Origin of the sequence: Spirosoma arboris (genome assembly GCF_009754945.1) — a bacterium.
GTDB classification, from domain to species: Bacteria; Bacteroidota; Bacteroidia; order Cytophagales; family Spirosomataceae; genus Spirosoma; species Spirosoma arboris.
Map to the genome: position 1 here is coordinate 48,205 of NZ_WPIN01000031.1, position 14,225 is coordinate 62,429.

Annotated in this window: 11 protein-coding genes; 3 read left to right on the plus strand and 8 right to left on the minus strand. The window is 47.5% G+C overall.

Annotated features, from left to right (window positions below; all coding sequences use genetic code 11):
* Window positions 1-14: 14 nt before the first annotated feature.
* From GO755_RS39335 to GO755_RS39345, 3 genes are all read right to left on the minus strand, one after another.
* Entirely contained in the window at window positions 15-1,088 is a 1,074-nt protein-coding gene (locus tag GO755_RS39335) for a hypothetical protein (RefSeq protein WP_157590930.1), read from the minus strand.
* A 27-nt stretch (window positions 1,089-1,115) separates the two neighbouring features.
* Window positions 1,116-1,679: a hypothetical protein gene (locus tag GO755_RS39340; protein WP_157590931.1), complete on the minus strand. Its 564-nt coding sequence runs from the start codon at window positions 1,677-1,679 to the stop codon at window positions 1,116-1,118.
* Window positions 1,680-1,886: 207 nt separating this feature from the next.
* Window positions 1,887-2,360 (minus strand): hypothetical protein, encoded by a 474-nt coding sequence (locus tag GO755_RS39345; protein ID WP_157590932.1) that lies wholly within the window; start codon window positions 2,358-2,360, stop codon window positions 1,887-1,889.
* A 182-nt stretch (window positions 2,361-2,542) separates the two neighbouring features.
* Here GO755_RS39345 and GO755_RS39350 point away from each other — a divergent pair, with 182 nt between their 5' ends.
* Window positions 2,543-3,385: a hypothetical protein gene (locus GO755_RS39350; RefSeq protein WP_157590933.1), complete on the plus strand. Its 843-nt coding sequence runs from the start codon at window positions 2,543-2,545 to the stop codon at window positions 3,383-3,385.
* Between the two features lie 52 nt (window positions 3,386-3,437).
* Here the strand turns inward: GO755_RS39350 and GO755_RS39355 are convergent, their stop codons facing one another.
* Both GO755_RS39355 and GO755_RS39360 read right to left on the minus strand, forming a co-directional pair.
* Complete coding sequence (locus GO755_RS39355; protein WP_157590934.1) at window positions 3,438-7,499, minus strand: hypothetical protein; 4,062 nt, start codon at window positions 7,497-7,499, stop codon at window positions 3,438-3,440.
* Window positions 7,499-8,062, minus strand: a complete 564-nt coding sequence (locus GO755_RS39360; protein ID WP_157590935.1) for a hypothetical protein — start codon at window positions 8,060-8,062, stop codon at window positions 7,499-7,501. The genes GO755_RS39355 and GO755_RS39360 overlap by 1 nt, the downstream gene beginning before the upstream one ends.
* Window positions 8,063-8,268: 206 nt before the next feature.
* Here GO755_RS39360 and GO755_RS39365 point away from each other — a divergent pair, with 206 nt between their 5' ends.
* Both GO755_RS39365 and GO755_RS39370 read left to right on the plus strand, forming a co-directional pair.
* Window positions 8,269-9,006, plus strand: coding sequence for a hypothetical protein (locus tag GO755_RS39365; RefSeq protein WP_157590936.1), 738 nt, complete (start codon window positions 8,269-8,271; stop codon window positions 9,004-9,006).
* A 2-nt stretch (window positions 9,007-9,008) separates the two neighbouring features.
* Window positions 9,009-9,776 carry a TIR domain-containing protein gene (locus GO755_RS39370; protein ID WP_157590937.1) on the plus strand — a complete coding sequence of 256 codons (768 nt, stop codon included), beginning with the start codon at window positions 9,009-9,011 and terminating at the stop codon, window positions 9,774-9,776.
* A 43-nt stretch (window positions 9,777-9,819) separates the two neighbouring features.
* Here the strand turns inward: GO755_RS39370 and GO755_RS39375 are convergent, their stop codons facing one another.
* The 3 genes from GO755_RS39375 to GO755_RS39385 all read right to left on the minus strand — a co-directional run bounded on the left by GO755_RS39375 (window position 9,820) and on the right by GO755_RS39385 (window position 14,040).
* On the minus strand, window positions 9,820-11,226 hold the full coding sequence (locus tag GO755_RS39375) for a hypothetical protein (RefSeq protein ID WP_157590938.1): 1,407 nt from the start codon (window positions 11,224-11,226) through the stop codon (window positions 9,820-9,822).
* 3 nt (window positions 11,227-11,229) lie between these two features.
* On the minus strand, window positions 11,230-13,293 hold the full coding sequence (locus tag GO755_RS39380; protein ID WP_157590939.1) for a DUF5977 domain-containing protein: 2,064 nt from the start codon (window positions 13,291-13,293) through the stop codon (window positions 11,230-11,232).
* Window positions 13,294-13,377: 84 nt separating this feature from the next.
* A complete protein-coding gene (locus tag GO755_RS39385) occupies window positions 13,378-14,040 on the minus strand; it encodes an outer membrane beta-barrel protein (RefSeq protein ID WP_157590940.1) in 663 nt (220 codons plus the stop codon).
* Window positions 14,041-14,225 lie beyond the last annotated feature (185 nt).

Here is a 14,225-nt window from a genome sequence, read left to right on the forward strand (position 1 = left end):
GTAAAAAAAGGTTGTTAGAATGTACTGAGGGCAGTCCGTTTCCAGCCTGCTGTTGTTTTGACATAGACATAATTGGCATCCCAGGCCACTTGCCCTATCGCTCCGTTAGCATCGCTGCTGCTGGTGGGCGTGTAGGAAGTCTCTAACCGCAACTGCTGGTGGCCGGTGGCTCCTTTTACATGCAAGGCGCTGGTAGGTGAGCCCGTATTCACCCCCATCTTTCCATTGGTGGCATTACCCGAGTTGACGTTCACCGTGGCCCCATCCAGGTTAAGATTCAGGTAAACACCGTTCGTGCGGTCGTAACACAAAATAGCCCCATTCCCTGGTGAAGCCCCATAAATGATTTCGACCCCAGAATCCGAGGTGGGAACCGTGAACGACTTGACACGAGTCATACCCGTCACGTCCACCAACCCATTGCCCTGAATCCGCATGAGTTCTTTACTGGTGGCCGGAGTCAGCCCCGCATAAAAAGCATGAGCCGATGAGGTGTCGGAAACCTGATACCGGAAAATGGCACTGTTGATACCCAACCCGAAAAATTGGTGGTCATTGCCCGTTGCATCGTAGAGAACGATGCGTCTACTGCCCAGTACCGACGCCAGCTTAACGACCTGGCTAACTTCGTTGATGAGGATCGGATAGGCCACAGCCGCCCCATAAGGTCGATACTTCAAGACCGCATCCGAATCAACGCCAAACTGTTGTATCCCAACTCCCGGAACCAGAAATTCGAGATAAGCTGGCCCACTCCCAATCGAGCCCTGCACTTGAAGTGCTGACTGATAGAGGGCTGTAGCGGCCATTGTTGCCGCCGTCGATTGAACTTTGGTATCCAGACTGCCCGTCAGGGAAATTTTGCCCGCCCGGTAAATCGCATCGGCATTACTGCCACCAGGCTGGTTATCGGATGTCCGTAGCCAGGTAGTCAGGTTGCCATTGATGGCCGTCTTGACCCAATCAATGAGGGTAAATAAAGCCGCCCGTACAAAGGCCGCTGTGCCCCGGCGTGGTAGGCCAGGGTTTGCATCGGGAATGTTGGAATTAATGAGCGCCTTTAGCGCTGTGTCGTCTGGTGCTGCCATTCGTTAGTCGTGTTGTTAGTTGTTGGTTTACGCGTTAAAGGATAGGTCAAAGGCTAAATCGAAATCGACATCGGCAAAGAGTTGGGTCGAGTCGAAGGTTTCCAGGAACCAGGCCGGATGGGTAGCCCGGCCCCGAAAGGTGAGCGTTTGGCTGTTGATGGATCCTACGGCCCTACTGGCCTCCATGCGTAAACCATTACCCCATTCGCCCGCCAGGTAAGCTAGGCCATTCCGGTCGAGCCAGAGAGCCAGCCAGCGCCTGGCTTTGTTTCGGTGGATCCAATCCAGCAGGCCAGCCTGGTTTTTGGGAATGGTGGCCATCAGCTCCAGGCTCCAGGCCGTTCCGGCTCCGCTGGTTTCGCTGCTCTCCTGGAATGAGCCCCCGCCAATGGGAAAGATTAACTCCGTGGCTACGGATCCACCGGCCACGGCCAGGCCAAAACGGGAAATGATTCCCGGCGCTGGAGCTGGCCACTCCCCCGGTGGTGAGAGTGCCAGCACGGCCTCTATCGGTAGGAGCTTAAGTCTGGCCACCTGGCCAGCGTTAGGCTGTTGTTGATAGCTGCCAAACGATTGCTCGGTTAGTACCATAATAGGCCAAAAGTAATGGCCTGGCCCACCACTGGAAAGGACATAAGTTTATAGGGTACCAGAAAACAAAAACGCCCTCCATGTCAAATGGAGGGCGTTTTTGTGGCTAAACAGCCCGGCCCAAACTGCACGCATCCGGCCTAATCTGTTTAAATCCGGCCCAAACTGCTCCAGGCCGGACTTTTTAATGCAAACTTTTTTACGAGTTTACTCAGCGGCCACCAGTTCCCGGTTTGCTTTGTCCATTCGCTCCAGGTAGTCCCGGTAGATTTTACGAACGGTATCAAAGTCAATATCCACATCGGCCTCGATATGATAGCGGGCCAGGAAATTGCGGATAAAGCGGGAATAGTCGCCCCCGCATAGCTCATGCAAGGCCCTGACCTCACAAATCAGCGAGCGCCGAAACTGTTCATCTAACGACTTAACCAGGCTGGCGTATTTCTCAGGAGGCACCTCCATCGTACGATCCCGATTGGGGTAATAAATAACCAGCTTGGCGCCCGTAATGTCGGGTTTGGGAATGGGGTATAAAATCGGCCTGGTAATACTGGCGATGTAGGAGCCAACCAGAGAGCGACCGCTAACCGAAAGAGCCCCGTCTACCAGGTCGCCAAATTCAGGATTTAACAGATACTTTTTGAGGTACTTGGGGACAGAAAGAACAACGCGTTTACGCATTCAGAAAGAAGAGATTTATTCATACAGTAGATCGCTAACGGGATTGGTAAAGATATGAAATAATACACAATTCAGTATTTATTGATTTTTCCACATAACTATCCTATGTAAGACAATAAACAACTTGGGAATATTAAGAGAGAAACAGTAATCTTGTAGCGCTTAAAAATCACTTAATTCGTATGATTTCCAAACTCACCATTTTAATTTTCACCTTAGTAAGTCTCACTCTTCACGCTCAGAATGAAGAGAAAAAATATGAACTAGAGCGGCTGACTCGTAAAAAGAATCACATTAAAGAGGGATTTATTTATGATTATGATATTGTCACAAACGATAGCAGCCTAGTTTCACATAATTTTTATGATAGTACTGGCAATATGACAAAGAGAAAAAATTATAATCCCAATGGAAAGCATAGCTATGATGGGATATTTACTTATAATGATAAAGGCCTAAAAATTCAAGAAACAGGTTATGATGAAAATGGGGATCTCATGCAAGTATTTGTCTATACCTATGACAACGATGGAAATCAAACCGATTATCAACAATTGAGCCCCAATAGGAAAATACTAGTTCATCAAAAACGTGTTTTCAATTCGAAAAGGCAACAAACAGAGCTATATAATAAGCTATATAATGAAGATAAATTTCATTTGGCAGCCACATATTCGTACAATGCCGAAGGGAACCAAATTGGCTCTACTACATATACAAAGAATGGTGATACAGGTGATCTTAGTGAGTATACTTATGATAGTTATGGCAATTTGACTGCTATTTATCATACTGGAAATCAAGGAAAAATACTCGTTCGCACAGATCATTACGACGATAAGCAACAGCTAATAGAGTCGAAATTCTATCAACGGAATAAGTATTATACGGATGGTCAGCTAGCACTAGCCCCAACTGATCGAAGAACTGTTTTCAAATATGATATAGATGGAAACAAAATTGAAGAATTAGAGTGGAATAAAACTGTCCTGGTTAAACGTACCCGATATTACTTCATCAAGTAAATAAACCCCAAAAGGCAGCTTGTTTAATAAGCTGCCTTTTTGATTAAAAATATCATTTAAAAGAGGAAATTCGGCTAATTAAGGCATCCAAACGCCCCGCCTGGTTCGTGCCCCAAACGGCCCCCTGTACGCCATCCACCGCGTTTTTCACCTGGTAAACGGCTCCCTCTACCGCGTTCACGGATCTCTTTAAGCCACCTACCTGGCCAGCCATCGTATCCAGGCCGTTCTGGGTAGTGGTAGCCAGGTTGGCCAGTGCCTGGTTATTGTTCCTAGTAAGGGTAGATAGTGAGTTATCTATGTTGCTGGCCAGCGTTCTCATAGCCCGCTTTAAATCCTCTCCGGTGGCTTTGTTTACGTCGATAATTTCACTTAACAGCTTAATCTGCATTTTACCCTGTTCCATTGCCTGGCTTTGGGCTCGCTGGCCTTCTGCCAGGCCTCCAGCAGCTTCTGGATCATCGTTAAGCACCACCCCACCGGCATCATACCGGCGCTTATTACCAACTATCCCACCATAGACAAACATAGAGTTAGAATACCTGGCCGCGTCCAACAAACCACCCTCTCGGAAGGCAGCGCCCCGGTAGTCCGTTACTGGTTTATTGCGCTGGCCTGGCGTTCTGGCGTTTCTAAACATTTTCTGGATTAGTGGCATATTGGCGCGGGTTTGTTCCCGGCTTATTATGGCCTCTTCGCCCTCCATTTCGCCCCGCTCCTGGCCGGTGGCCCTATCAATAATGGCCAGCCCTCCAGTGCCGTAACTGGATCCATGCCGCCCTCCCTGTGGAATAAAGCCGCCCTGTGCAAACTGTGGCGTTGACTGGTTGCGAATGCTGTTTACCTGGATAGCCGTCATTACTGCCGATGCGGCTGCAAATACCAGGTTCACCGGCCAGAATCCAGAGGCCAGCGCTTTGAGCGTGGCCAGTGCCCCGGTAATCAGTGCACTGGCAATATCGGCTTTCTTTTGAGCCTCCCAGGCCTTTGTTTTAGCCGCTACTTCTATGGCTTTGGCTTTCTTATTCTCGGCATCTATAGCAGCCTCCAAATCCTTTTTGTTCTGGATACGGGTCGCTTTTTCCTGCTCCAGCAGTTTGAGTTTAGCGGCCTTCTCTTCCTCTGCCGTTTTGACCTTTGCCGCTGCTTCGTCTTTGGCTGTCTGGATCAATTCTTTGGCCCGGTCTTTATCAGCAGTCTCCAGCTCCTTCAAGAGTTTAATCTTGCTCTCGGCTTCCTCGGTGGCATCTTTGGTCTTTTTCTCGTATTCCTCCTTTGATAATTTGGTCTTCGTCTCAAAGTCCTCTTTGGCCTGTTTGATCTCCAGTTCAGCGCGGTCTTTGCTCTCCTGGATCATCTTTTTGCGGGTGGCTGAATCCAGCTCTGTCCGCTTGTTGATGCTAGCTATTTCCGCATCTCGGGTGGCTTCGGCAGCGTCTATTTTTTGCTGCTTTTCATCTTTGGCGTTCTCTATGGCATCGTCATGTACCGCTTTGGCCGCTGCTGTCTTTTCCGCTTTCTCCTGCCTGGAGCGCTCAATTTCGGCCTCCATATCGGCCTTACCTTGTGCGTTACTGGCATTGGAGTAGAGTGTTTCCAGGCTGGTGATTTTGTCGGTTTCTTCCTGTTTGAGCGCTTTTATTTTCTCGCTCGATTCGGTCTTGGTTTTGTCGATGGCAGCGGTTGCGTCAGTGATCGCGTTCTGCTCTACGGCCACCTGGTCATTTAGAATCGCTACTTTCTCATCTCGTTCTCGTTTGGCTTCGGCGATCTCTTTATCGGCCCGTTGTTTGGCCAGATCGGCCAGGAACTGTGCGGCCTGTTTGGCCATCTCCCCAACGGCTGCGTATTTCTCGGTATTCTCCTGGAGCCGCTTTTGCCAGGCCTGCTGTTCGCCCGTTACAATCTTATTGGCGTGGTCGATAAAGCCCGATAGATCGCCCTTTAGAATGGCGCTAAAGGCCTGGCTGGTCTCTGACCAAATGGCGTTCTTTTTCTCCTTTAGCTCAGTTTCAATTTTGGCAATTTCTGCCGCGTTTTTGCCGGTGGCCAGTTCCCGCTCTGTTCGGTAGCGATTCTCAATGGCCGTTAGGGTGGTGGCTAGTTGGTCTTTATCCGTTATCTCACGGGTGGCTTTGGCCTTTTCGGCGGCTTCTTCGGCATCTAGCTTTTGAATCGTGGCGTTTAACTGGATCGTAAGCCGCTCCTGGTGGATCGCAGCCAACTTGGTGGCGTTGCCTTTGGCCTGGAGCTCCTTCAGATCGAGCATGGCGTTTTCGGCCAGTCGTTCCTGCTCCAAAACAAACTTGGTATTGGCCAGCCGTTTGGCTTCTTCTTCTTCGGTTTTCTGGCGCTTTTTCTCGGCAAATTCGCCTACTACCCTGGCCACATCTTCCTCCATTTTGAGGTCTAGCGCGGCTATCTGTTTGTTTTTTAGATCCTCGCTTTGGATGCCCCTCATGATGGCCTCTGCGGCCAAATCCCGCTTGGCTCCAATCTTGGCTATTTCCCGCTGGAGCTCATCCTTTATGCCCGCTATGTGAGCGTCTGCCTCAATTTGGGCCAAATCCTCCAGCGCTTTCTGGTTGGCTTTTTCTCGTTCCTTAAGTGCCTGCTCATGCTCTTTTAAATCGGCCTTTCGGGCCTTTTCTTCCTCTTTTGCCGCTTGGGTCAGTGCCTTCTTTTGCTCATCACTGAGCCCTTTAGCGTGGGCTTCGCCCTGCTTCTTTCCGGCAAATTCGGCCTTTGTCACGCTGGCCGGATCCGCCCAAATGGCCACCACGGCAGCGGCTCCCTCCTTGACATTGGTTTTAACGTCGGCTATCACTTTGGCCCCCGCTGCTTTGGTCTGATCCCAGGCCTTACCAGCGGCCTCGAAATTGCCACTTAAAAACAGGCCAATGGCCGTCCCTAAGTTTTTCATCACCCCCGCCGATCCCACCGCAAAATCGGCCAGCGTACTCCAGTAGGTGGTAACGACGGTTATGAGTGTTCCCACTACTTTAACCATTGTGCTAATGACCGTTATGCCATAGCTCATGGTCGAAATGATGGCTGAAAAAACCGGTTTCAACTGCTCGCCAATCTCCGTTTTGAGCGCGTCGAAATTGTCCCCCAGGTTCGAGGTTTGGCCGTCCAGGGTTTTCATCATGTCGGCGTTCTGACCCGCTACGCCTTTCATTTCGCCAAACTTGACAATCGCCCCTTGGATGGCTTCGGGCGTATTCTTCACCGTCTCATTGACGCCCTTAAAGGAAAGCGTTACCTGGTCGCCTGATTTTTTAGCTGAAATCCCGAACTCTTTCAATCGTTCATTTTCGCCCGTTTGGGCATCCAGTGCGGCCTCCACCAACTGGTCAAAGGTTTTGCCCTGGCTGGCCGCTAAATCGGTCATAGCCACCATTTCTTTTTGGCTCGGCCTCATGCCCCGATTCACCATTTTTACGTACCCTTCGGTGAGTTCCTCCACCGAAAAGGCGGTTTCAGAGCCCAGCTTTTTCAACGCGGCCATTGCACTCTGTGCCTCTTTCTGGCTTCCCAGAGCGGTCTCTAAAACCTTCCCGTACTTCTCGAACTTGCTGGTGGTCTCAAAGATGCTTTTGCCGATGTCGATTATGAACCCGATAATCTGGAGGGCCATAAACGATTGGAACACCTTCGACATGTTCCCGGCCCCGGTGGTAATCTTATTCCAGAGCGTTGGCTGGCCTAGAGCCTCCCCGCCCTCTTTGAGTTTGTTTACCTCCTCCTTTACGGCCTTAAATTGCTTTTCGGCGTCGCCTAGTCGCTTGGAGGCTGCTACAAACTCGTCGGTTCCTGGCTTAAGTCCTTTTAGATCTTTGGTCAATTGCTTCACCAAATTGTCGAGCTGGCCATAGTTGAGTGTGGTCAGATCCACCTCCTTTTTAAGTGCTGCCGTGGCCGTTTGTACGTCGGCCAATTCGCCCTTGTATTTCTTCCAGTTTTCGCTCCCCTTGCCGCCATCTTTCTCTATTTCGTTGATGGTCTTTTTTAGCTCTTTGGCTTTGGTGTTGAGCTCGTCTATACTCTTGCTGACATCACCGTTATTTAGCTTAAGGGTGAGTGTGGCTACCTCGTTTAGATTTAATGCCATTAGTCGGAAAAGGCCACTTTAAAGGCCCGGCTGGCCGTTAAGTTGCAGGCCGTGGCCAAATCAGAAAACAGGTAGGGTAAAACGTCCTTTAACAATGGATCGGAGTAGATGCCCCGGTAGCCGCGTACCACGTTGGGCTGGCGTATGAACTTCATTTTGAACGCCCAGGCTAGGCGCTCCACGGCTTTGGCTTCGGTGGCTGGAAAGCGCCCCGGCGCATAGCCTGGCACCTCCCGAAAGTTGGCCGTTCCCACCTTTTCCACGTAGTTCTCTATTGCGATTAATGGAGGTGTACGGCTGTAGTTCATACGCCGTAAATCCTTAATCCGGCCATAGCCAGCCATTTCCAGTTTAGCCGAAACATAGTCCTGGCCAATAATGGCCGCTTCGTGTCGAAAGCTGGAAAGGAGCTCTCCGGTTAGGGTTAAGCCAGCCGCCTGGATTCGGCTTATAAATGCCTTTTCGGCCTGGAGAATGTATTGGTCGAGTATTTTGGCTGCGTCTCGATTACTGGTGAGCCATTCGGCCCTGGTATCCCCACGGATGCCGGTAGTTTGTTCCATAGCTTGCTGTTTTGGGAGCAAGCTAAAACGAAGGCCAAGGGCTGGAAAGGACATAAAAGTGCTATGTAATTGAGATCTATGAAATGTAGTCTTTATTGTTATGTTGCTAATTCTTAGTAGTTTGCAAACATTATTTATCGCTTAATCAAAGAAAGCGTTTTTTTGTATTTTTACGATAAATGGTTACAATTTTATAGTTTATAAGTATGAATCTAGTTTCTATCCAAAGACAACTTAGAAAAAATTTAGAGGCAGGGGAAATTGGTTTAGCCATCAAACTATTTAACAGCTCTATAGTTGAAAATGACTTAGAAGGTGAACTTATTTCAGATACTCTTCTTACTTTATCCTCACAATTTACTCGACTTAAACATGACAATATTAAGAATGTTATTGACTATGGTACATTTCAAAAAGAGTATTCCAAAATAACTGCTAATCTTTCAGAACTAATAAATGACCTTCCTCTTTTAAAGAGTAGATTTAGACAAGAAAATGTCTCATTATCATTGAACAACTCGGACAGCTTATTGATGAGTATTCAAACAACGCAGACTAATAAAATTGAAGAATCCAGAGGAGAGTTAATAAATATCAATCAGGTTATAGTAGTCTTAATAGAAGAATTAAATGTTAAAAGAAAAGAAGCAAAAGATCATGAAAAAAATAGAGAATCTTTATTGAAAGAAATTGAACTTTTATCTTTAAGGATTGATAAGGAACAAAGGAAGTACGATGCGCTAAAAGAAGAATACAATATACTAAAAGAAGAAAAAAATGAATTAATTAACTTAAAAAAAGAACTTGAATTGCTGCGAAAGCAAACGGAGGAAAGAGCAGAACACATCAAAATATTATCTGACGTATTTGTTACTTACAAGCAAATGTTAACTGAAAAAGATTTAATAATCGAAAAATTAAAATCAGAGATCTCAAAGAAGTAGTTATGATTAAAGATGATGTTTATCAATTAATACAAAATAGCGCCACTCTTGATGCTTTAAACTTATTGATAAATTATTTGTATTCCAAAAATAAGGAACTATATAATCAAGCAATATTATGTAAAGCCAGATATATTAACTATAGGCGTGATGCTAACAAGAATATATTGGTTAATTCAGAAATAATTATTTCTCAAATAAACAATACAATTTTATCCATAGCAGATGAAATTGAAGGCTACAATTATACAGAAAATAGCTACAATCACAATCATCAAATTGAACCTTTAGCGACAACTTTAAATAACAATTTGAACTTGCGAGTTTTTTTATCATACTCTCACAGTGATGAAGACTTAAAAATAGCCCTAGACAAGCATCTGTCTTCTCTAAAGCGTACCAATAAAATATCTATATGGAATGACCGGAAAATTCTTCCGGGGGCTGAATGGGATGAAGAAATTAAGAGAGAACTAGAAGATTCAGAATTGATATTGCTATTAATAAGTGCAAATTTTAATGCTTCTGAGTATATATGGCATAATGAACTTTTACAGGCAATCAAGCGGCACGACAATAAACAAACCAAAGTAATCCCTATTTTCTGTAAGCCTTGTGATTTTATCGGTCTTCCATATGCGAAATTGCAAGGTCTCCCAAAAAATGCACGTCCCATATCGACATTTACCAATATTGATGAACCTTTAGCGGAAATTGCAGTAGCAATTAGAAAAATAATTGAAGATATATCTATCAACAGAATTCAGTAAATGAAATATATATTTCATTTACTGAATTCTGTTGATAGATATATTATGCCTTTAATAGGAGCACAGTAGCTGGCGATTTAATTGGTAATGAAATAGCCACGTTTGCTATAAAGTAATCCATTCCGTTAATATGCACTTTTTTGGAAAAGTCCAGCCTGGCCAGGTCTACCTCCGTTAAATCCAGGGAGCGCTCCACATAAAACCGGCGCGTCCTGTTTTGCTCCGTCATTGGCCAGAACGTAGCGGCCAGGCCTTGCGGCCCTTTCCAGTACAGTGAGTAATTGCCCCGGCTGGCCGTGGCCGTTGGCTGGCCATTTACAACCCCATTCCAGAACAATAGGCGCGGCCCGAACTTGTTAGCCAGTTGGCTAAACTGCTCAGTAATCCCGGCCTGCTTGGTTATGGCTAGGCCGGTGGCCGGATCCGTTAGCAGGGTAGAGAATTTGCTGGTTAGTGGGCTAATCGTGGTTTCGCTGTCGATTTCCGGCGTAAGGTAATCGGTCAGACTATCCGGTTTGTCTTTGGTCAGTGCGTCGTTACTGTCCTGCTCACTGCCCAACTGGAGACGCCTGGCCATTTCTGGCCGCTTTTTAAACGTTTTCAGCGCTTTTTTGCTCCAGTCGATACTGGTGGCCGCTTTATGGAACGAGTCCGTAAAATCGAGCCGAATAGACCTATCCACCGTGTCCACACTCATGGCCAGGTTAAAGAGTTTTCTCAGCTCCAGGAAAAATACGGGTATACTCATTTCCGGCAAGTGCTGGCGTAGGTCGATGGTGGTACGGCCATCTAATGCCCTGGTGTTGTAAAGCAGGAGCTGGCTTAAGTCTGGATCATCCAGGAACTGGCCCGAAAGCGTAACGCCTGTTAATTCGGCCAGCCGCAACAGGATCTCTTTTAAAAAGGGCATCGGTACAACTGGCCCCGCCGTGGCGTAAGCTCCTGCCGTGTAATTGTTGACCATTCCGCTGTAGGAAATGGCCCCGCCGTTGCTGCCGTAAAAATCGGCATTCAGGATAGAGGGAAATGCCAAAACGTCTCGGCCAAACGATTGCAGTACGGGTGTGAGCACTACCGGGAGAGCCAGAGTTCCAAACGGGATTTCTGGCAACGTTTTGGTTTGTAAGTCGCCAAATAGTTCGCCCAATGGCTGAACCACCGTTAAGGCAAACGTTTCGGCGGATTCGGTCAGGATGGCCACCCCGCTCTGGAGTAACTGGCCATTATAGTACTTTTCACAATCGTAACGCATTCCTAACGCGTCGCTCTGGAGCAAATCAGGAAAGCCCATGATGATCCGGTTTCGATTGGTGGCCGGTAAGGCTGGCACCGTTGACGAACTGCTCAAAATATCCTCATAAACCAGGTACGGATTTACCAGCTCCAGCGAAACCTGGAGCCCTGGGGTAAGATCCACGGCCTGGCCGTTTAGTCTAATTTCTAGGCTCATGGGTTAGAGTTGAGTAGCTTTAAAATAAAGTCGATCCATTGAGGCCAGCGTAACCTTATCATTTAGGCCCATGTATTGGTAGCCGTCACTATTCATTGTAATGTTCTGATTATAGCGTAAAACCCCGTTCTGGTAAATCATCAAATTGACGCTACTGACTGGCGTACCATACACACTAAATCGCCAATCGGATGGCCGAACGGGAAAGTTTAAATCCGTCGAATATTGCGCGTACACATAAGCCCTGGACTGGCCTTGCAAATCCCAGGTATTGCCGATTTTTATGGTGCCTGGATCGCCTGGCTGATACCATTCAAAGGCAAACTTATTGCCGTTGTTGGCCCGATAGCGCCATTCTCCAGCAGGCACCGCCACCACGTAGAGCTCCGGCGCGGCTGTACAACTGCCATACGTATCGGCATATACTTGTGTATTGAGTAAACTGTATTCGGCCTCCGCCTTGCTGTCCGCGTCGGCCTGGCTGATTTCGGAGCCGTATTTTCCGGCAGGAATGGTAATGGTGGCCACGTCGCCAATGTCGCCACCTGTGCACGTCGTCCGTTTGTAGGTGGTTACTCGGGTGAGTGCCTGGCTTGGGTAGGGCGTGGATCCGGCCACTACGCCTGGTAAGGGTAAGCTTTCGATGTAGTCAGGATCTCCCGGCTGGTTTGGCTTTTCGGTAATGGGTTTAAACAGCGTGTTCGTGTCGGCATAGTACCGCTGGAGTTTCAGCGAGCGCCCTTTTCCGGTTCGTTTGCCATAACTGTCCAGAATCTGCACCACCCCGGCCCCCTGCCATTTCATAGGTCTGGCCGGGGTGGCCGGTGCGGCTGGCATGGTGGAATGGTTCATCTGTGGGGTGCTGAATCGAAAGGTAAAGTTTCGAGCCAGTAGATCCGTGTTATCTTCTTTGTCTACCAGGCTATTCGTGACCATTTCCAAAGCCTGGTGGCCCCTGCTATCGACCAGGTAGATTTCTTTCGATAACATGAGCTCGTCTAAATACTTGAGCTGGTGGTGTGCTGCCTGCTCAAAATAGCCCGTACTCACGGTAATCTCTCGGGAGCCCACCAAATGAATTACCCGTAACTCGGAATAGTCGGCAGGGGCTCCGGCAGGCCGCTCCAGCTCTGCCGTAGTCCGCTCAGTAGTTAAGGTTTCGGCTCCCTCGCCAAGTAGCCGCATGGTATCCCACCCGCCTAAACTGTTGGCAAACAAAAGCCATCGCTCCTGGCTTCGATAGCTGTGGTCTACTCGGTAGGTGCGTACCTGGCTCAATCGGTTTCGATCCTGATCGGCCAGCCAAACCTCATAGTAATCCACCATTGCAGGGTTTAGGTTCAGCGCTGCCGGATGGACGGGCACGCTCACCACCTGGAACGGCTGACCACCAGACAATGCCCCGTATTCTAGCGTTTCGTAGGTGCCATTGGTGTAGTGCACCCGGTAGCGCCTAATGATGCTGGCCGGTGCTGGGGAGAAATTCAGCAGAAAGTATACATACTCTTGCTGGTTCTCGCCAATGGTTTTGCCATCCGGTTGCCAGGTTAAGAATGGCCGGTTCTCACTCATGTAGCTGGTAAAGAATGAGCTGCCCCAGGCCAGAAAATCCCGCTCATTCAAACCGGCTTTAAGGAGCCACTGGCTGGCATTCTGTTTGACCGATTCGGCCAGCAGAACGCCGTTATTTTCTACCGATTCCTTCACAATATAGGGCATGGTGAGCGTGGAAATAATGGCCATATCTTTGGCCCCAAAGGCTGGCTTTGTGAAGGACAAAAACCCGTCTAAGAGCTCATCTAACTGGAAAAATGCCCCTTCATACACCACCATTCCGGCCTGATTGGTTGGTGGCTTTTCGGAGCCTGGCATTTTTACCAATCGCTCAAAGGTGGTCGATCCGGCAAAGTTGGGTATTAGGAGCTCCAGGAAATAGCGTAACCCGTCGCGGCTTGGTAGACTGGTATTGGCCGGATCCATTACCTGTTCTATCTTATTCCGGGAGAATTGCACCGGCAAAAAGGCCAGACTGGTATTTAGGGGGTCAATGAATAAATTAGTAGGCATAAAAAAAGGCTCAACTTTGATTTGGTCAAAGTTGAGCCTCAAAAAGAGGAAGGTAAAGGACGGACTATCTTGTGAAGTAGATTGTCAAAAGTTAATCCCTGTTGTGAGGGCAAAACTCTCAAGTTGCACACGCGTTGGTCCTCCAGCAGTCTTACTAGGGTCCAACCAACTAGCAGGAGAAAATTCGTAGTTACTTAAGTTCCGTTCATATTGTAGTGTAATTGGAACACTAATTTTCCCCAATTCGATAGTATAGCCGATACCTGCCATTCCACTCACAGCAGACTTGTTTGAGGATGGGGTATCAGGCCCTAGGTTTGGACAGGGTGCCTGTATACAGTAAATATCATAACGCAAACGCAAGTTACTGTTGGTAAGATAATTATATCCGAATCCCGCTTGAACAAAAAACTGTTTTTGATTCGGGGAGATATAATATCGATACAGCAGGGGTAGTTTAAATGTACTGATACTTAGAGCAGCCTGGTTAGATTCAGACTCGGCCTGTGTCCAGGATGGTTGGAGATGTAAAGATGTTCTATTTGTTAAGGTGTACTGAATATCAACACCAGCCAGGAAGCTCGATAGTGACTTAATACCTGAATAAGCCGAAACGTCATTTGTATAGTTCAAGCCAGCAAACACACCAAATTTGACGGGATTTGCTTTTGCCAATGAACTTTCTTGAGCCTTTAAGCTCGTTAACGCAGAACAGAATACAATTAAGGTAGTACATAGAGCTTTCATAGATGGAGGGATTAAATATGCTTTTTAAAGTTATTAAGGTCTATAATCTAACTGACTCTATTTTTGGCTGAAAGGTTGTAAAAACTAGAACGCTCTGGTGTATTAGCTGGAATTTTATCCAAATTGGGAGCATTTTGTCCTTACCCCATTCAGTGAGCCAGTTTTGCCTGGACTTAAGCCGCCTG